The sequence below is a fragment of the Faecalibacterium sp. An192 genome (genome assembly GCF_002160175.1).
Classification (GTDB): domain Bacteria; phylum Bacillota; class Clostridia; order Oscillospirales; family Ruminococcaceae; genus Faecalibacterium.
The window spans coordinates 37,338-56,441 of sequence record NZ_NFKB01000017.1; the positions used below are offsets into that span (position 1 = coordinate 37,338).

The 19,104-nt window shown below is 63.6% G+C and carries 13 protein-coding genes and 1 tRNA gene; all 14 read left to right on the top strand.

Translation table 11 applies throughout. From position 1 onward, the window contains the following. Window positions 1–101 precede the first annotated feature (101 nt). The 14 genes from B5F27_RS07225 to B5F27_RS07290 all read left to right on the top strand — a co-directional run bounded on the left by B5F27_RS07225 (window position 102) and on the right by B5F27_RS07290 (window position 19,014). Window positions 102–3,794, top strand: a complete 3,693-nt coding sequence (locus B5F27_RS07225; RefSeq protein WP_087365862.1) for a phosphoribosylformylglycinamidine synthase — start codon at window positions 102–104, stop codon at window positions 3,792–3,794. Window positions 3,795–3,850: 56 nt separating this feature from the next. After that, the gene (gene purB, locus B5F27_RS07230; protein WP_087365865.1) at window positions 3,851–5,296 is read left to right on the top strand and encodes an adenylosuccinate lyase; all 1,446 of its coding nucleotides are present in this window, start codon (window positions 3,851–3,853) and stop codon (window positions 5,294–5,296) included. 750 nt (window positions 5,297–6,046) lie between these two features. After that, entirely contained in the window at window positions 6,047–7,588 is a 1,542-nt protein-coding gene (locus B5F27_RS07235; RefSeq protein WP_087365867.1) for a GLUG motif-containing protein, read from the top strand. 186 nt (window positions 7,589–7,774) lie between these two features. Continuing rightward, on the top strand, window positions 7,775–8,479 hold the full coding sequence (locus B5F27_RS07240; RefSeq protein ID WP_087365870.1) for a pseudouridine synthase: 705 nt from the start codon (window positions 7,775–7,777) through the stop codon (window positions 8,477–8,479). A 262-nt stretch (window positions 8,480–8,741) separates the two neighbouring features. Continuing rightward, window positions 8,742–9,827 carry a helix-turn-helix domain-containing protein gene (locus tag B5F27_RS07245; RefSeq protein ID WP_087247528.1) on the top strand — a complete coding sequence of 362 codons (1,086 nt, stop codon included), beginning with the start codon at window positions 8,742–8,744 and terminating at the stop codon, window positions 9,825–9,827. 250 nt (window positions 9,828–10,077) lie between these two features. Next, entirely contained in the window at window positions 10,078–10,767 is a 690-nt protein-coding gene (gene ftsE / locus B5F27_RS07250; protein WP_087365874.1) for a cell division ATP-binding protein FtsE, read from the top strand. Next, window positions 10,764–11,669, top strand: coding sequence for a permease-like cell division protein FtsX (locus B5F27_RS07255; RefSeq protein WP_242962118.1), 906 nt, complete (start codon window positions 10,764–10,766; stop codon window positions 11,667–11,669). Before ftsE ends, B5F27_RS07255 begins: the two co-directional genes overlap by 4 nt. Window positions 11,670–11,713: 44 nt before the next feature. Then, window positions 11,714–12,979, top strand: coding sequence for a M23 family metallopeptidase (locus tag B5F27_RS07260; RefSeq protein WP_242962119.1), 1,266 nt, complete (start codon window positions 11,714–11,716; stop codon window positions 12,977–12,979). A 155-nt stretch (window positions 12,980–13,134) separates the two neighbouring features. Further along, on the top strand, window positions 13,135–14,520 hold the full coding sequence (locus B5F27_RS07265; RefSeq protein ID WP_087365880.1) for a S41 family peptidase: 1,386 nt from the start codon (window positions 13,135–13,137) through the stop codon (window positions 14,518–14,520). Window positions 14,521–14,597: 77 nt separating this feature from the next. Then, complete coding sequence (gene rsmA / locus B5F27_RS07270; protein ID WP_087247520.1) at window positions 14,598–15,461, top strand: 16S rRNA (adenine(1518)-N(6)/adenine(1519)-N(6))-dimethyltransferase RsmA; 864 nt, start codon at window positions 14,598–14,600, stop codon at window positions 15,459–15,461. Window positions 15,462–15,515: 54 nt separating this feature from the next. Further along, window positions 15,516–15,590, top strand: a tRNA-Thr gene (locus B5F27_RS07275). Window positions 15,591–15,662: 72 nt separating this feature from the next. Further along, a complete protein-coding gene (locus B5F27_RS07280; RefSeq protein ID WP_087365882.1) occupies window positions 15,663–16,766 on the top strand; it encodes a Gfo/Idh/MocA family oxidoreductase in 1,104 nt (367 codons plus the stop codon). Window positions 16,767–16,784: 18 nt separating this feature from the next. Continuing rightward, a complete protein-coding gene (locus B5F27_RS07285) occupies window positions 16,785–17,933 on the top strand; it encodes a Gfo/Idh/MocA family oxidoreductase (protein WP_087365885.1) in 1,149 nt (382 codons plus the stop codon). A 592-nt stretch (window positions 17,934–18,525) separates the two neighbouring features. Next, window positions 18,526–19,014: an RNA polymerase sigma factor gene (locus B5F27_RS07290; RefSeq protein ID WP_087247514.1), complete on the top strand. Its 489-nt coding sequence runs from the start codon at window positions 18,526–18,528 to the stop codon at window positions 19,012–19,014. Window positions 19,015–19,104: the final 90 nt, after the last annotated feature.

The window sequence follows — 19,104 nt, forward strand, 5'->3', positions numbered from 1 at the left end:
GCAAAAAGGACCCCTTGCGGGCCGCCCGGCCTGGAAACCGGGCTGCCCCGTCGGGGGCCGGACGGATAAAAAGCTGTATCCAGTACAGAGGAGATGAGCCTATGGTTTACAGAATTTATGTGGAAAAAAAGCCGGGCTTCGACGGCGAGGTCCGTCAGCTCCAGAATGAGCTGACCACCCTGCTGGGCATCCGCAGCCTGACCGGCCTGCGGCTGCTCAACCGCTACGACGTCGAGGATATTTCGGAGGAGCTGTTCCGCCAGTGCGCCAACACCGTGTTCAGCGAGCCCCCGGTGGACAATACCTATGATACCCTGCCCGCCCACGAGGGCGCAGCCTTTGCGGTGGAGTACCTGCCCGGTCAGTTTGACCAGCGGGCCGATTCGGCCGCTGAGTGCATCCAGCTCATCAGCCAGGGCGAGCGCCCGCTGGTGCGGTCGGCCCGGGTCTACCTGCTGGAAGGCAGCCTGACCGAGGCCGAGCTGGCCGAGATCAAGAAGTACGTCATCAACCCGGTGGAGGCCCGGGAGGCCTCTCTGGATGTGCGGGAAACCCTCAAGATGACCTATGCCGTGCCCCAGGCCGTGGCCACCCTCACCGGCTTTGGTGAGCTGGATGAGGCCGGCCTCAAGGCTTTCATCGCCGAAAAGGGCCTGGCCATGGACTATGGCGACATCAAGTTCTGCCAGGAGTATTTCCGCAGCGAGCACCGTGACCCCACCATCACCGAGATCAAGATGATCGACACCTATTGGTCGGATCACTGCCGCCACACCACCTTCGGCACCATCCTGGACGACGTCCAGATCGACGACGAAGTGGTCCAGGCCGCCTTTGACCGCTACATGGCCCTGCGCCAGGAGACCGGCCGGGACAAAAAGCCCCGCTGCCTGATGGATATGGCCACCATCGGCGCCAAGACCCTGAAACAGCGCGGCATCCTGAAGAACCTGGACGAGAGCGAAGAGATCAACGCCTGCACCGTCAAGATCAAGTGCGACGTGGACGGCGAGGAGCAGGACTGGCTGTTCCTGTTCAAGAACGAGACCCATAACCACCCCACCGAGATCGAGCCCTTCGGCGGCGCAGCCACCTGCATCGGCGGCGCCATCCGTGACCCCCTGTCCGGCCGCAGCTATGTCTATCAGGCCATGCGCGTCACCGGCGCAGGGGACCCCCTGGTTCCGGTCAGCGAGACCCTGCCCGGCAAGCTGCCCCAGCGCAAGCTGGTGACCACCGCAGCCGCCGGCTATTCCTCCTATGGCAACCAGATCGGCCTGGCCACCGGCCAGGTGGATGAGATCTATCATCCCGGCTATGTGGCCAAGAGGATGGAGATCGGCGCGGTGGTGGGCGCCACCCCCGCCAGCCATGTCCGCCGCGAGTGCCCCGCCCCCGGCGACAAGATCGTCCTGCTGGGCGGCCGCACCGGCCGCGACGGCATCGGCGGCGCCACCGGTTCCTCCAAGGCCCACAACCATGAGAGCCTGGAGAGCTGCGGTGCAGAGGTCCAGAAGGGCAACGCTCCCATCGAGCGCAAGCTCCAGCGTCTGTTCCGCCGTGAGGACGCCTGCCGGATGATCAAGCGCTGCAACGACTTCGGCGCCGGCGGCGTGTCGGTGGCCATCGGCGAGCTGGCTGACGGCCTGTTCATCGACCTGAACAAGGTCACCAAGAAGTATGAGGGCCTGGACGGCACCGAGCTGGCCATCAGCGAGAGCCAGGAGCGGATGGCCGTGGCCCTGGCCCCCGAGGACGTGGATAAGTTCATCGCCCTGGCCTCGGAGGAGAACCTGGAGGCCACCGTGGTGGCCACCGTCACCGAGGAAAAGCGCCTCAAGATGGTGTGGAACGGCGTGTCCATCGTGGACATCAGCCGCGAGTTCCTGAACTCCAACGGCGCCGAAAAGCACCAGAAGGTCCATGTGGAGCGCGGCACCGTCTGGCAGCCCCAGTGGGCCGGCGAGACCTTCGGCGAGAAGATGAAGTCCATGGTGGGCGACCTGAACGTCTGCAGCAAGAAGGGCCTCAGCGAGCGGTTTGACTCCACCATCGGCGCCGCTACCGTCCTGATGCCCTTCGGCGGCATGTACCAGCTGACCCCCCAGATGGCCATGGTGGCCAAGCTGCCGGTGGATGGCGAGACCACCACCTGCTCGGGCATGGCCTGGGGCTATAACCCCTACCTCATGAGCGCCGACCAGTACAAGGGCGCCATGCTGTCGGTGGTGGACAGCGTCACCAAGCTGGTGGCCGCCGGCTTCCGGTATGAGGACGCCTACCTGACCTTCCAGGAGTACTTTGAGCGCCTGGGCGACAAGCCCGAGCGCTGGGGCAAGCCGCTGGCCGCCCTGCTGGGCGCTCTGGACGCCCAGATCGGCCTGGGCATCGGCGCCATCGGCGGCAAGGACAGCATGTCCGGCTCCTTCGAGGACCTGGATGTGCCTCCCACGCTGGTGTCCTTCGCCACCGCCATCGGCAAGACCAACCATGTGGTCTCCACCGAGTTCAAGAAGAGCCACAGCTCGGTGGTGCTGCTGCGCCCCTTCTACAAGGAGGACGGCATCACCCCCAACTTTGAATCCCTCAAGGCCAACTACTTCATCGCCGCCCAGATGATGGAGAAGGGCATTGTCCTGTCCGCCTCCGCCGTGGGCTACGGCGGCATCGCCGAGGCCCTGTTCAAGATGGGCCTGGGCAACCATGTAGGCTTTGAGATGATCGCCGACATGTCCATGGAGGAGCTGTTCGAGCCCGCCTATGGTTCTCTGGTGCTGGAGATTGCCACCGGCGCCCCCGCCGGCAAGCTGCTGGGCGTCACCGTCCACGACTACACCTTCACCGCCTGCGGCGAGACCCTGGATATGGCCGCCCTGCAGGAGGTCTGGGAGTCCAAGCTGGAGCCCGTCTACCCCTACCGGAAGGCCGGCCCCGCCGTGGAGCCCATCTCGGGCAGGATCACCCCGCCCGCCGCGCCCAAGATCGGCGTGGCCAAGCCCAAGGTCATCATCCCGGTGTTCCCCGGCACCAACTGCGAGTATGACACCGCCAAGGCCTTCCGTGCCGCCGGCGCAGACCCCGAGATCCTGGTCATCCGCAACCTGACCCCCGCCGACGTCACCGCCAGCTGCGAGGCCCTGGTCAAGGCCATCGACGCCTCCCAGATCGTCATGCTGCCCGGCGGCTTCTCGGGCGGCGACGAGCCGGACGGCAGCGCCAAGTTCATCGCCTCCTTCTTCCGGTCTCCGGCCGTCACCGAGGCGGTCCGCCGCCTGCTGTTCCAGCGGGACGGCCTGATGCTGGGCATCTGCAACGGCTTCCAGGCCCTCATCAAGCTGGGTCTGGTGCCCTACGGCGATATCCGGCCCATCACGGCGGAGGACCCCACCCTGACCTTCAACACCATCGGCCGCCACCAGAGCATGCTGGTGCGCACCCGCATCGCCTCCACCGGCAGCCCCTGGCTGAGCCGGTGCCAGCTGGGCGAGGAGTTCCTGGTGCCCATCAGCCACGGCGAGGGCCGCTTTGTGGCGCCCCAGGCGGTTCTGGATCAGCTGGTGGCCAACGGCCAGGTGGCCACCCAGTACATTGACCTGGACGGCCAGCCCACCATGGACCAGCGCTACAACCCCAACGGCTCGCTGCTGGCCATCGAGGGCATCACCAGCCCCGACGGCCGTATCCTGGGCAAGATGGGTCATTCGGAGCGCCGCGGCGACCGTCTGTGTGAGAACGTCGCCGGCGACAAGTTCCAGCCCATCTTTGAGGGCGGCGTGGATTACTTCCGCCTGTAAGGTTCGACGTTGCAGGGCCCGGCCCCAGCCGGCCGGGCCAGATAGGAGAGAAACCAATGTCTCAGCATGACCGCTATATCAGTCCTTTTTCCACCCGCTATGCCTCGGACGAGATGCAGTATATCTTCTCGGACGACAATAAGTTCCGCACCTGGCGCCGCCTGTGGGTGGCCCTGGCCCGGGCCGAGATGAACCAGGGCCTGGACAACATCACCCCCGCCATGATCGCCGAGCTGGAGTCCCACCTGGACGACATCAACTACGATGTGGCCTCCGCCCGGGAGAAGCTGGTCCGCCACGACGTCATGAGCCACGTCTACGCCTATGGCCAGCAGTGCCCCCAGGCCGCCGGCATCATCCATCTGGGCGCCACCAGCTGCTATGTGGGCGACAACACCGATATCATCGTGATGCGCCAGGGCCTGGAACTGGTGCGCACCAAGCTGGTGGGCGTGCTGGCCAAGCTGGCCCGCTTCGCCAGGGAATACAAGGATATGCCCTGCCTGGCCTACACCCACGGCCAGCCCGCCCAGCCCACCACCGTGGGCAAGCGCGCCACCCTGTGGGCCAATGAGCTGGTGATGGACCTGGGCGAGATCGAGCATCGCCTGGAGACCCTGCAGCTGCGGGGCGTCAAGGGCACCACCGGCACCCAGGCCAGCTTCATGGAGCTGTTCAAGGGCGACGCCGACAAGATCCGCGCCGTGGACGCCGAGATCGCCAAAGAGATGGGCTTTGATCCCAGCGCCGTCATCCCGGTGTCGGGCCAGACCTACAGCCGCAAGGTGGACGCCTTCATCCTCAACGCCCTGGCCGGCATCGGCCAGAGCTGCATGAAGTTTGCCACCGACCTGCGCCTGCTGGCCAACTTCAAGGAGATGGAGGAGCCCTTCGAGAAGAACCAGATCGGTTCCTCGGCCATGCCCTATAAGCGCAACCCCATGCGCTGCGAGCGCATCTGCGCCCTGTCCCGCTACCTGATGGCGGATGTGCTGAACCCCAGCTTCACCGCCGGCACCCAGTGGTTTGAGCGGACCCTGGACGACAGCGCCAACAAGCGCGTCGCCATGGCGGAAGGCTTCCTGGCCACCGACGCCATCCTGAACATCATGCTGAACGTCACCGACGGCCTGGTGGTCTACCCCAAGGTGGTCCGCAGCCGTCTGATGGCCGAGCTGCCCTTCATGGCCAGCGAGAACATCATGATGCAGGCGGTGGAGAAGGGCGGCAACCGTCAGGAGCTCCACGAGCGCCTGCGCCAGCACGCCATCGCCGCCGGCAAGCAGGTCAAGGAAGAGGGCCTGCCCAACGACATGGTGGAGCGGATTGCGGGAGATCCGGCCTTTGGCCTGACCCGCGAGGAGATCGAGGCCGGCTTCATCCCCGAGAACTTTGTGGGCCGCGCTCCCCAGCAGGTGGAGGAGTTCCTGGCCAATATCCTGCAGCCCATCTTTGCCCGGTACCCCGAGGCCCTGGACCAGAACGCCGACCTGAGCGTCTGAGCCCGCCCGCCTGAAACCGTATAAATAAAAAACACCCTCTGCCCTGGATTGGGGCGGGGGGTGTTTGAGCGTGTCGAAAAACGACACGCTTTAGGGGGAACCCATTTCTGCACGCATGTGCGTGGCAGAAATTCCTTGGTTGCGGTTCCCTGCTTTTGCGGCGGGCGTCGCGGCGCCCTTGCAAAAGACAGACCGCTGTCCTCTTGCGCTTGGCCAATTTTCCCGGCGGGCCGCAGGTGCGCCCTTGCGAAAATTGGAGCGCTGCCCCGGGTTGCCGTTACCCAAATTTTCTGCGCCGGACGCAGTCCGCTTGAAAATTTGGACGGCGGCCCCTGTTCCGCCTCGGCTGTTTCTGCCGCAGGCAGCGCCTCGGCTGCGCAGCCAAACACAGCTCCCTGTTTCGTCCACAGGACGCGGTCGCTGTGTTTGCCCCTGGGGACAAAATTTGCCGCAGAGAGTGTGCGAGGCCGCAAGGCCGAGTGCGCGGTTCTGCGGCAAATTTCCCTGTAGGTGTCCCAGCCGTACGCACATGTCGTCCGGCTGGGACTTTTTTTGGTTTCAGCAGTTTTTGCACAGCCCGGCTGTCCGTTCAAAAAAGTGTACTTTTCCGGACGGGATGTTTGGACATCTGTCATGTAAAATTATACCAGAAAAAGATCCTGATATCAATCCATTTAAAGCAATAAACCGGCCCCCTTTGGCCTGTTCGGAAAGGTACACCTTTTCGGACGCAAACCAAAGGAGGAACCCATGACCTGTATGAAAAAGCTGACGGCGCTGCTGGTGTCGGCGGCGCTGGCGCTGAGCCTGCTGGCAGGCTGCGGCGGCAGCAAAGCCCTGTCCCAGGTGATCGCCGACCTGCTCAGCAATCTGTATGACAACGTGACCGTGGAGACGGACAGCGGCCTCACCGCCGCCCTGAAAAAAGCCGCCGCGGCCGGCTCCACCCAGGAGGAGGTATTGGCGGCCCTGGTGGAGGAGCTGAACCTCTCGGGCGTCCGGCTGACCCTGCGCCAGCTGCAGGAGGGCCGGCAGGGGGACCGCGGGGTGGAGCTGGTGTTCCAGTCCGGCGCCGACCCCGACGCCGCAGCCCGCAGCGCCGTCAACGGCTGGGCCAGCGCCTTTGGCGCCCTGCCCGATGACGGCAGCTACACCGCCCGGGTGGCCATGATCGAGGCCGAGGGCGGCTATTACATCGCGGTGGACGTGGAGGTGCTCCGGGCCGGCAGCCACGACAAGGATGAGCCCGACGACAACGACGAGGACGAAGATGATGAGCCTGCTCCGTCAAAAGATCCTTATACCAAGGTAGACGATCGAAACTACACCATCAATACCTCGGAAGGTCTGCAAAAGCTGGTCGAAGATTTGAACTGGCCCGAGGCAAATACCATTCTTTCCGTCAATATCACCCTGAACTGTGATGTCACCCTCGATGACACTTGGATTCCTATCGGTACCGAACAAAACCCCTACACCGGCGCCTTTGACGGCGGCAAACACACCATCTCCGGGCTGAGCGTCAGCAGCAGCGATGATTACGTCGGCCTGTTCGGCTACATCCAGGGCGGCACAGTGCAGAACCTGACCCTGGACAACCCCAATGTCAAGAGCACCTACACCAGCGTTACCACCGGCGAGGACTTCGGCGACACCACCAGCATCGGTTACGTTGGTGCAGTGGCGGGCACCAACAACGGCGGCATCATTGAGAATTGCCATATCACTGGCGGCACCATCAGCGCCATCGCCGACGCCAGTTGCGTCGGCGGCGTGGTGGGCGAGAACGGTGGCAGCGTCACCGGCTGTTCCTCCACCGGCAATGTAACAGCCACTGGCTCTGGTGATACCTTCGCTGGCGGCGTGGTGGGCCAGAACAACGGCGGCAGCGTCACCGCCTGCTGCTCCACCAGCTCTGTGAGCGGCTACGAAGCCGGCGGCGTGGTGGGTTTCAACTTCGGCACCGTCACCGCCTGCTACCATGCAAACGGCTCCGTCTCCGGCAACAGAGCTGGCGGCGTGGTGGGGTATAACTTAACCTACTCCGTTGGCGGCATCGTCTTTGGCGGCACCGTCACCGCCTGCTACTGGAGCGGCACAGGCCCGACACATGGTATAGGAGACTCTGAAAGCGATATCAATGCCACCAAGGTGGACGGCAACACCGTTACCTGGAAGACCGCCTTTGATGGCAATGAAAGCTTGACTGGTCTGAGCCAGGCCGCCGGCGGCTGGTATACTTCTCCTGTAAATGAAAAAACCCCGCCCAAACTGAATTGGGAGACCCCGTAACCCTCACCCCCGCCCTCCCGACCCGGGAAGGCGGGGGTTTTGGCTGGCGGCGGGGTTTTGGCCCGAAAGAAAAATGTATTCATTCCCAAACGCCCCAAAATATGATACAATAAGAGGCACAATACACCCCGCCGCACCGCCGGCGGGTCCGGGCCTGCCGCCCGGGAGAGGAGGGGAACAGATCCCATGCGTTTGGATAAGTACATTGCCGAGGCCGCCCAGTGCACCCGCAGCGAGAGCCGGGAGATGATTCGCGCCGGACGGGTCAGCGTCAACGGGGCCGTCTGCAAGCGGCCCGACCAGCAGGTCAGCGAGGTGGACGAGATCGGCCTGGACGGCCAGAGCCGCACCCATCAGGACTTTGTCTACATCATGCTGAACAAGCCCGAGGGGGTGGTCAGCGCCTCCAGCGACCGGCGGGACACCACCGTGGTGGACCTGGTGCGCAGCGCCTACCCCCGGCGGGAGCTGTTCCCCGCCGGCCGCCTGGACAAAACCAGCACAGGCTTTGTCCTGCTTACCGACGACGGGGCCTTTGCCCACGACATCCTGGCCCCCAGGCGCCATGTGCCCAAGACCTATCGGGTCACCCTGGACACCCCCCTTACCCGGGAGATGGCCGAGGGCTTTGCCGCCGGGGTCACCCTGGCCGACGGGCTGGAACTGTCCCCGGCCCAGGTGACGCCCCTGTCGGCGGACGGCCTGACGGTGCGGGTGGTGCTGCGCCAGGGGGTGTACCACCAGATCAAGCGGATGTTCGGGGTCTATGGGGCCGGCGTGAACGCCCTTCACCGCGAGGCCATCGGCAGCGTCTGGCTGGATGACGCCCTGGCCCCCGGCCAGTGGCGGGAGCTGACCGCCGCCGAAGTGGCGGAAATTGCCGTCCGGTGAGGGCCGGCTTTCACCAGACTTTCAAACAAGCATCACATTTTCAAGATAAAATAGAGGTCAGAATCACGCTTTCAAGGGGTTTTTGGCCCGAAAAATGCCCTGGGAGATAATTTCACCAAGAGAAACCAATCTTTTTTGGTGAAATATGTTGCAAAAGTAAATTCTTTTGTGTAAAATATAGATTGTAGTGCGGCGAAATTGTGGAAATATGCCAATCGGAGCTTCCCGGGCCCGCACAATCGAGGAAAAGGGGTATGCGTTTATGGCCAACAGAGTATTTCAGAGCGTGATCTACCAGATGAAGGACGCGATCGACCGTGTGGTCGGTGTGGTGGATGAGACCGGTGCCGTGATCGCCTGCTCTGAGCTGAATTTGATCGGCGAGGTGCAGGAGGACTTTGTGGCCGAGCGTGTGTCCGGTAAGGACTGCTTTGCCCGGGGCGGTTACAGCTATCAGCAGTTCTCCAGCGCCAAGCACAATGACTATGCGGTCTTTGTGGAGGGCGCCGATGAAGTGGCGGCTCAGTTTGCGGCGGTGCTTGCCATCAGCCTGCAGAGCATCAAGCAGTATCACGACGAAAAGTTCGACAAAGCCAATTTCATCAAGAATGTAGTCCTGGACAACATCCTGCCCGGCGATATCTACGCCAAGGCGCGGGAGCTTCACTTTGCCACCGATGTGTCCCGGGTGGTGTTCATCGTGCGCGTGGTGTCGGGCGGCGACATCTCAGCCTACGACGTGGTGAGCAGCCTGTTCCCGGACAAGCAGAAGGACTTCGTCTTTAACATCAGCGAGACCGACACCGTCCTGGTCAAGGAGATCCGCAAGGGCATCGACCGCTCCGACATGGAGAAGCTGGCCGCCAGCATTGTGGACACCCTGTCGGGTGAGCACTACATCAAGGCGGTGGTGGGCATCGGCACCCCCATCTCCAACGTCAAGGATCTGGCCACCAGCTTCAAGGAGGCCCAGATCGCCATGGAGGTCAGCAAGGTCTTTGATACCGAGAAGCAGATCATCCGCTACGACAACCTGGGCATTGCCCGCCTGATTTATCAGCTGCCCACCACCGTGTGTGAGATGTTCCTGAAGGAAGTCTTCAAGCAGGGCAGCATCGAGAGCCTGGACCAGGAGACCCTGTTCACCATCCAGCGCTTCTTTGAGAACAACCTGAACGTGTCCGAGACCAGCCGCGGCCTGTTTGTCCACCGCAACACCCTGGTCTACCGCCTGGAAAAAATCAAAAAGCTGACCGGCCTGGACCTGCGGGAATTTGACGACGCCATCGTCTTCAAGGTGGCGCTGATGGTCAAGAAGTACCTGTCCAACAACCCGGCCAAATATTAAGGCGCCCGGCGGCGCCCGTGGGGGCGGGACCTCATGCCCTGAGTGCGGGGCAGGGGGTTTCCGCCTTTTGCGGCCTGGCCCCTGCCCGGCCCGCAGGCCGGCGGGGACCCAGCTCAACCAAAGACGTACCCCGGCGCCCGGCGCGCCGGTGCGGACCGGCCGGCGGCCACCGTGGGGCCGGTCTTGTTTTTGACTGCCTCAGGGCAAAAAATCTGAAAAACGGAGACGTATACCCATGCCAGATATACCAATGGTGAATTTTGAACACGTATCCATGGAATACAAAAAGGGCGGCCGCCTGGCGCTGGAGGACATCAACTTCCGCGCCGACCCGGGTGAGTTCGTCTTTCTGCTGGGTCACTCGGGCGCGGGCAAATCCACCCTGCTCAAGCTGATCCTGCGGGAGATTGTCCCCACCGAGGGTAAGGTGTATGTGAACGGCAACGACATCGCCGCCCTGCGCCGCCACAAGATCCCCTACATACGCCGTCAGATGGGGATTATCTTCCAGGACTTCCGCCTCATTCCCAGCATGACGGTCTATGAGAACGTGGCCTTCGCCATGCACGTCACCAACATCGCCCAAAAGGAGATCGAGGAGCGGGTGCCCTATATGCTGGAGCTGGTGCACCTGGAGGACAAGGCCAACTGCTACCCCGACTACCTGTCGGGCGGCGAGCAGCAGCGCGTGGCGGTGGCCCGGGCCCTGGTTCATGCGCCCAAGCTGGTCATCGCGGACGAGCCCACCGGCAACATCGACCCCGAGCTGAGCCTCGAGATGATGGAGCTGCTGGAGCAGGTGAGCAAAACCGGCATCACCGTCCTGGTGGTCACCCATGAGCACGAGCTGGTCCACCGGTTCCATCAGCGTGTTGTTACATTGAATCATGGCAGGATCGTCTCGGATGTGCCTGCTGCGCGTGAGGAGGCAGTCCTGTGAAACTTTCAACTTTTGGATTTCTGACCGGGCGCGGCCTGCGCAACCTGGGGACCCACTGGGCCATGACCATCGCCTGTGTGGCGTCCCTGGCGGTCTGTATGAGCCTGAACACCATGGCCAGCCTGGTGGAGGTCAATGTGGACAGCATGATCGGCTACCTGGGCCGCCAAAACGAGACGGTGGTCTTTCTGGACCCCGCCTGCGACGACGCCACCGCCGCGGCGGTGGGGGAGCAGATTTCCGCCATCAGCGGCGTGACCAACGTCAGCTATATGTCCAAACAGGACGTCCTCAACACCTACGAGAGCTACATGGAGGAATATGCAGCCCTCTGGGACGAGTTTGAAAACGACAACCCCTTCAAGGCCAACTACCGCGTGACGGTGGCGGACCTGAGCCAGCTGAACCGGATCAGCAGCCAGATGGAGACGATACCCGGCGTGGTGAAAGTCACCGCCCCGGTGGAGATGGGCAGCATCTTTGTCCAGATCCAGGAGGGCGTCACCCGGATGGGCCGGGCCTTCGTGCTGGTGCTGATGGTGGTCAGCGTCATCACGGTGGGCAGCACCATCCGCCTGAGCGTCTTTGCCCGCCGCCGTGAGATCGAGATTATGAAGTACGTGGGCGCCACCAACTGGCTGGTGACCCTGCCCTTTTTGATGGAGGGCCTGGCCATCGGCCTGATCGCCGGCGTGGTGTCGGCCAGCAGCGTGCTGGGTCTGTACTACTACCTCATCAGCGCCGCCAGCGGCCTGAGCGGCGTGTGGGAGATCCTGCTGGGCACCTCGCTGGTGCCGGTGGACGATGTCTGGTCCACCGTGCTCACCAGCAGCGTGGCCGGCGGCGCCCTGGTGGGCGGCCTGGGCAGCCTGTTCTCGATCCGCAAGCACCTGAACGTCTGATGACCGGGTGCGACAACGTGTTGACAACAAAAGGAGGGGCATTGGTGAAGACGGCGAAGCATGGAAAGAGAATCCGGCTGAAGGAGCGGCTGCTGCGGACGGTCAGTCTGCTGACGGCGGCCTTCTGCCTGATGACGGCCCTCAGCGCCGTGCCGCAGGCATCCTCGGCCACCAGCGTGTCCGACCTGCAGAAACAGCTGGAACAGATCCAGTCCAGCATGGCCCAGCACCGTCAGGAGCTGGCCGACGCCAAAAAGCGGGAGAGTGCCGCTGCCGCTCTGGAGGAGGAGCTGCGCCAGCAGGTCACCGTGATCCAGAGCCAGATTTCGGTGCTGAAGGGTGAGATTGCCCAGGTCCAGAACGCCATCGGCCAGAAGGAACAGGAGATCATCGCCAAACAGGCCGAGATCGACCAGAAGGAAATCGACATTGACAACCAGTGGGCCGACTTCAAGACCTTTATGGGTGCCATGCAGGAGCTGCGGGAAGGCGGCAGCGTGGCCATGCTGTCGGCGGTCACCGACCTGTATCAGCTGCTGACCTTCAGCGAGATGATGCAGGATATCTCGGTCAAGGAGACCCAGATGCTGGACGACCTGGAGGCCGCCAAGCTGGATCTGGAGAACGACCATAAGCAGCTGGAGACCGAAAAGGCCGCCCTGGAAACCCAGAAGGCCAACCTGGACGCCAAAAACTACCAGATGCAGGCCAAGCAGAGCGAGCTGAACGCCAGCATCTCCCAGGCCCAGCTGACCCAGGACGAGGCCGCGGCCGCCCAGAAGGAGGCCCAGGAGGCCATCGAGTCGGATGAAATGGACTATGAGGCTGTGCAGCAGCAGATTCAGTCCATCATTTCGTCGGCGGCCGCCAGCCAGAGCCAGCTGAGCTTCACCGGGTTCATCTGCCCCCTCAAGACCTACAGCCGCATTTCCAGTGAGTACGGCTACCGCACCAACCCCGTCACCGGCGTGTATAAGCTCCACGGCGGCATCGACTTTGCCGCCCCGGGCGGTACGCCCATCTATGCGGCCGCCGGCGGCTATGTGTCGGTGGCAGGCTGGAGCACCGGCGGCTACGGCAACTACGTGGTCATCTACCACGGCACCATGAGCGACGGCAAGGCCTATTCCACCCTGTACGGCCATATGAGCCGGATTGCCGCCAAGCAGGGAACCTACGTCAGCCAGGGCGAAGTCATTGGCTATGTGGGCTCCACCGGCAACTCCACCGGCAACCACCTCCACCTGGAGGTCTGGCAGGGCAAGACCAACGCCGGACGGGTGAACCCCCGCAGTTACATTCCCATTTAAGTTGATCCCAAAACGCAGAGAGGCGGTATGAAAGTATGAAAACCGATAAACACAAGCGCTTTCAGCGCGTCGCGTGCATCATCCTGGCAGGGCTGCTGGCACTGTCGCTGCTGGGCAGCACCGTTGCGATGCTGCTGGGCTGATAGGAGGCGCCGATGAATAAGAAAATCTCGGTGGGGATGATGCTGACCATCGTCATCCTGGCCATGACCGTGACCTTCTCGGTCACCATGCTGCTGGCCATGCGGCTGTTTGACAGCACCGTCAGCAACGTGAAGGAAAAAGAGAACATGTACAGCAAGATTGCTGAGCTGGACCGCTACGTCCGCAGCAATGACTACTACACCATCGATGAGACCCTGCTGTATGACACCATCGCGGCGGGCTACCTGGTGGGCACCGGCGACCGTTACGCCCGGTACTACACCGCCGAGGCCTACACCGAGCTGCTGGACATCCAGAACGGCGTCCTGATGGGTATTGGTGTGGAGCTGGCCCAGGACCAGACCGGCTACGCCAAGGTCCTGAAGGTCTACGACGGTTCCCCGGCCCAGGAGGCCGGTATCACCGCCGGCAACTACATCATCTCCATTGACGGCGAGGATGTAAAGACCTTCAGCAGCGCCGACGCCATCCAGGCCCGGCTCCGGGGCGAGGCGGGCACCACGGTGCATATCGCCTGGCTGGACTCCACCTCCACCGAACAGGCGGTGGACCTGACCCGTTCGGGCTATATCGCCACCACGGTGGACTATCAGATGACGGCGGGCAACGTGGGCTATATCAAGATCCGCCAGTTTGACGCCACCACCCTCAGCGAGCTGGATTACGCCATCCGCAGCCTGCGCAGCGCCGGCGCGTCCAGCCTGATCTTTGACCTGCGGGACAATGCCGGCGGTCTGCTGGACGCTGCCCTCAACTGCATCGACCTGGTCTGCCCCGAGGGGGTCATGGCCTGGGCCGAGGCCAAGGACGGCACCCGTGAGGCCCTGGGCAGCAGCAGCGGGGACAGCGTGGTGGAGCTGCCCATGGTCTGCCTGGTGAACGGCAACACCGCCAGCGCAGCGGAACTGTTCGCCAGCTGCCTGCGGGATATGAGCGGCGCCCGCCTGGTGGGCACCACCACCTACGGCAAGGGCACCATCCAGAGCAGCCCCCAGCGCCTGAGCGACGGCAGCGCCGTGGTGGTCACGGTGGCCAAGCTGGTGGCCTCCAACGGCGAGAGCTTTGACGGCACCGGCCTGACGGTGGACGTGGAGCGGGCTCTGAACAGCGATGAACAGGGCGCCTTCTACGACTTCACCCTGGACACCGATCCCCAGGTCCAGCGCGCGGTCAGCACCGCCCAGACCATGACCGGCAGCGCCACCGTCAGCGGCATGATCGCTGCCAGCGAGGCCGCCTCCAGTGAGGCCGTCCCCGAGGACGCAGCGGCCGAGACCCCTGCGGAGGACGCCGGCGCCGATTCGGCCGCCTCCACCGGGGCCGCATCCAGTGAGGCTGCTTCCAGCGAAGCTGCCTCCGGCGATGAAGCCGCCTGAGAAGAATTTGTTTTTGCAAAAGACCCCCGGCCCGCGCCGGAGGTCTTTTGTGGGTTTGAGAGAGAGGAGAACCCCCTATGGAGCTGACCGACCTTGCCACCATCCGCGCCCTGTGTGAGAAATACGACTTCGCCCTGTCCAAGGGCTTTGGGCAGAACTTCATCGTCAACCCGGGGGTCCCGCCCAAGATTGTGGACGCCGCCGGCATCGACCGCAGCTGCGGCGTCATTGAGATCGGCCCCGGCATCGGCGTTTTGACCAAGGAGATGGCCCGCCGCGCCGGCAAGGTGGTGGCGGTGGAGGTGGACAAGCGGCTGCCCCCGGTGCTGGAGGAAACCCTGGCCGGCTTTGACAACGTGAAGGTGGTCCTGCAGGACGTCCTCAAGACCGACCTGAAGGCCCTGGCCGCCCAGGAATTCCCCGGGATGAAGGTGGTGGTCTGCGCCAACCTGCCCTACTATATCACCAGCCCCATCATCATGAAGCTGCTGGAGGACAAGCTCCCCATCGACAACATCACCGTCATGGTCCAGAAGGAGGCCGCCGAGCGGCTGGCGGCCCTGCCCGGAACCCGGGAGAGCGGCGCGGTCAGCTGCGCCGTCCGGTATTTTGCCCAGCCCCGGATGATGTTCAGCGTCCAGGCCGGCAGCTTCTATCCCGCCCCCAAGGTCACCAGTGCGGTGGTGCGGATGGATATCCGCCCCACCCCCGCCGTGTCGGTGCCGGACGAAAAAGCCTATTTTGCCCTGGTGCGGGCGGCCTTTGGCCAGCGCCGCAAGACCGCCGCCAACTCCATCGCCGCCGGCCTGGGCATTCCCCGGCCCCAGGTGACCGCGGCCCTGGAAGCCGCCGGCCTGGACCCCCGGGTCCGCCCCGAACAGCTGACGCTGGAGGACTTTGCGGCGGTGGACGCCGCCCTCCGGGCCGGAGCCGGGAAATAAGTTTGCCTTGCCAAAACGCCGGCAAAGTGGTATACTATCTGTGTATTCACTTCTGCTGGTGTGGCGCAATGGCAGCGCAACTGATTTGTAATCAGTGGGTTGCAGGTTCAACTCCTGTCACCAGCTCCAAGAGGAGGCCTCACAACGAGCACGTTGTGGGGCCTTTTCGCGTTTTAGAGAACAAGCAGGAGGTAGCGCACCATGCAGAAAATCCGGTATGCCGTCATCGGCTCGGGCTGGCGGTCCCTGTTTTACGGGCGGATCGCCCAGGCCCTGCCCCAGCAGTTTGAGCTCACCGCCCTTTATTGCCGCACCGAGGAAAAGGCGGCCCGTCTCCGGCAGGAATACGGCCTGCCCGCCACCTCCCGGGAGGCGGACGTGGCCGACAGCCGCCCCGACTTTGTGGTGTCGGCGGTGAGCAAGCAGAATATGGCCCCGGTGGTCCGCCAGTGGCTGGACCGTGGGTTCGGGGTGCTGTCCGAGACCCCCGCCGCCCTCACCCGGGAGGAGCTGGACACCCTGTGGCGGATGCAGCAGGCGGGGGCCAGGGTCCAGGTGGCGGAGCAGTACCGCTTCTACCCCTACTATACCGCAGTGCTGCGGCTGATGGACAGCGGCCTGCTGGGGGAGCCGGTGTCGGCGTATCTGTCGGCCATGCATGACTACCACGCCGCCGGCATGCTGCGGGGCCTGCTGGGCCTGGGCCGGGAGGAGTTCCGCGTCACCGGCAATACCTTCCTGGTGCCGGTCACCGACACCCGCACCCGCACCGAGGTCCTCACCGAGGGCCGGGTGGTGATGAAGGAACAGCGCCAGGCCCTGTTTGAGTATGAGAGCGGCCGCACCGGGTCTTATGACTTCATGTCCGACCAGTACCGCAGCCCCATCCGGCCCCGGACCCTCCGCCTGCGGGGCACCCGGGGCGAGCTGGACGGCCGGGAGGTCTTCTGGCTCAACCAGGCCAACCTGCCCGAATGGGATACCCTGGACATCCGCCAGGACCCCGGCGGGGAGGTGCTGGGCATCACCTTCCGGGGCCGGGAACTGTATGCGCCGCCCTTCGGCCGGTGCGGCCTGCCGGAGGACGAAACCGCCATCGCCCGGATGCTGGTGGGGATGAAGCGGTACATGGAGACAGGGGAGGAGATCTACCCCCTGGCCGACGCGCTGGAGGACGCCTATACGGCTTTGCTGATGACGTCCCCGGCGGTGACCCCCGGGACGGGACTGGAACAGGAAACCACAGGGCAGGGGCTGTCCGGCGGCTGGTATCAGCGCCAGAGCGGCCCCCGCATCTGGAAGTAAAAGGGAGGCGTTTGCACCATGAGAGAACAAGAAATCCTTCGCGCCGCCGTCATCGGCATGGGAAATATGGGCAGCCAGTATGCGGGCCTGCTGCTGGCGGGGAAGGTGCCGGGGATGGCCCTGGCGGCGGTCACCCGGGTGAAGCCCGAGATGCTGGCGGCCCGGGGCCTGACGTTGCCGGAGGATCTGCCGGTGTACCCCACGGCGGACGCCCTGTTTGCGGCGGTGGATGCCGGACAGCTGGCGCTGGATGCGGTCATCATCGCCACCCCTCACCGGCTCCATCAGGAGCAGGCGGAGGCCGCCATGCAGCGGGGACTGTGCGTGCTGAGCGATAAGCCCGCCGGCATCCGCAGCAGCCAGGCCCGCCAGATGGAACAGGCCCGCCCCGAGGGGCTGGTGTGCGGGTATATTTTCCAGCAGCGGACCTTCCCGTCCTACCGTATGATTCATCAGCTGGTGCACAGCGGCCAGCTGGGCAAGGTGAAGCGGGTGAGCTGGACGGTGACCGACTGGTACCGGTCCAACGCTTACTATGCCGGCAGCGGCTGGCGGGGCAGCTGGGAGAAGGACGGCGGCGGCACCCTGCTGAACCAGTGCCCCCACAACCTGGATATGCTTCAGTGGATCTGCGGCATGCCGGCCCGGACCCGGGCCTTCTGCCACAACGGCAAATACCATCCCATCCCGGTGGAGGACGAGGTCACCGCCTATCTGGAATGGCCCGGCGGCGCCACCGGCGTGTTCACTGCCTCCACCGGCGAGGCCCCGGGGGTCAACCGGCTGGAAATCGCCCTGGACGACGGCCTCATCGTCTGCGAGCCCGACGGGGTCAAGATTGCCCGCCTGGACCGCCCCGAGCTGGAGTACCGCAACGCCCCCGGCACCGGCTTTGAGAAGCCGTCCGCCCACTGGGAGACCCATCCCATGGAGAAGGACCCCGACGCCTACGCGGATGTGCTGCGGAACTTTGCAGACTGCGTCCGCACCGGCCGCAGCGGGGACCTGCTGGCCCCCTGGGAGGAGGGCCGCAAGAGCCTGACCCTCTCCAATGCCATCTACCTGTCCTCCTGGACGGGGGAGACGGTGGAGATTCCGGCCCCCGGCACCCCCGCCGAACGGGCCTTCGAGGAGGCCTTTGAGGCGGGCTGGCGGTCCCAGTTCTGATACTTTTGCATCGGCACAGCCAGACCCGGCCCCCGGGCCTGGCTTTTTTGCAGGCAGGGGCTGGCTGGGCTGGCAGTTCTTTTCAGGGAGCGGGGGCCTTTTGTTTTGGGCCGGGCCATGGTATAATAGCTGCAAAAGATAGCTGCAGAAGCAGCTATTTGACCCAGAAGTGCGCGCGCTGCGCGGATTGGTTTTTGTCCGCTCTGGCGGACACGGTATAATAGCTGCAAAAGCAGCTATTTGACCCAGAAGTACGCGCGTTGCGCGGATTGGTTTTTGTCCGCTCTGGCGGACACGGTATAATAGCTGCAAAAGCAGCTATTTGACCCAGTAGTGCGCGCGCCGCGCGGACTGGTTTTTGTCCGCTTTGGCGGACACGGTATAATATCCAAAGGATATGGATGCAAAATCGGCGCAAAGCGCCTGCTCTGTACCACAGGAGATGGTACAATAGAGCCGGATTCAAGCGAACAGCCTGCCCGGACCCGCCCGGGCGGTCACCATAAAAAACACCGGCGGTTGGATGCAATATTTGCCAGGGGCAAAACGTATCTCAGGTGAAAGGGCCTGCAAAGCCGGTAAAGGAGCGACTATGTGGCGTATCAGTCAGGAAGAATTGTTCCGCCTTGCGGTGGAGAAATACAGTGACACGGTGTACCGTGCAGCAGTGCATCACTGCAGCAGTACCGCCGATGCAGAAGACGTGGTTCAGGATGTGTTTGAGAAGCTGTTGAGGTACCGCGGCGGCTTTTCCAGCGAAGAACACCTGAAAGCATGGCTTCTGCGGGTAACCATCAACCGCTGCCATGATCTGACCCGCGCGGCCAGCCAGAAGGATGTCCCTCTGGATGAGACCATGCCGGCGCCGGCGGCTGCCGACGGCAGCGTGCTGGACGCGGTGCGCGCCCTGCCCGAACATTACCGAAATGCCGTTTATCTGCACTACTACGAGGGGTATACGGCGGCGGAGATCGGGCGGCTGGTGGGCGCACCCACCAATACGGTGCTCAGCTGGCTGCACCGGGCGCGGGCCCTTCTACATACCATGCTGGAGGAGGAAATCGAGGATGAAATGGTTTGAATATCAAATGGAGGTGGACGAGCTGAAGGCCCCCGATGAGCTGAAAGCCCGGCTGCTGGCCATGCAGACCCAACCCCAGCGCCCCAGTAC

Bases quoted from the DNA above. Each gene is read 5' to 3' on its own strand.
- B5F27_RS07225 (WP_087365862.1), top strand. From the start codon at position 102: ATGGTTTACAGAATTTATGTGGAAAAAAAGCCGGGCTTCGACGGCGAG.
- B5F27_RS07280 (WP_087365882.1), top strand. From the start codon at position 15,663: ATGCAGAAAATCCGGTATGCCGTCATCGGCTCGGGCTGGCGGTCCCTG.
- rsmA (WP_087247520.1), top strand. From the start codon at position 14,598: ATGGAGCTGACCGACCTTGCCACCATCCGCGCCCTGTGTGAGAAATAC.
- purB (WP_087365865.1), top strand. From the start codon at position 3,851: ATGTCTCAGCATGACCGCTATATCAGTCCTTTTTCCACCCGCTATGCC.
- ftsE (WP_087365874.1), top strand. From the start codon at position 10,078: ATGGTGAATTTTGAACACGTATCCATGGAATACAAAAAGGGCGGCCGC.
- B5F27_RS07245 (WP_087247528.1), top strand. From the start codon at position 8,742: ATGGCCAACAGAGTATTTCAGAGCGTGATCTACCAGATGAAGGACGCG.
- B5F27_RS07285 (WP_087365885.1), top strand. From the start codon at position 16,785: ATGAGAGAACAAGAAATCCTTCGCGCCGCCGTCATCGGCATGGGAAAT.
- B5F27_RS07235 (WP_087365867.1), top strand. From the start codon at position 6,047: ATGACCTGTATGAAAAAGCTGACGGCGCTGCTGGTGTCGGCGGCGCTG.
- B5F27_RS07265 (WP_087365880.1), top strand. From the start codon at position 13,135: ATGAATAAGAAAATCTCGGTGGGGATGATGCTGACCATCGTCATCCTG.
- B5F27_RS07290 (WP_087247514.1), top strand. From the start codon at position 18,526: ATGTGGCGTATCAGTCAGGAAGAATTGTTCCGCCTTGCGGTGGAGAAA.
- B5F27_RS07240 (WP_087365870.1), top strand. From the start codon at position 7,775: ATGCGTTTGGATAAGTACATTGCCGAGGCCGCCCAGTGCACCCGCAGC.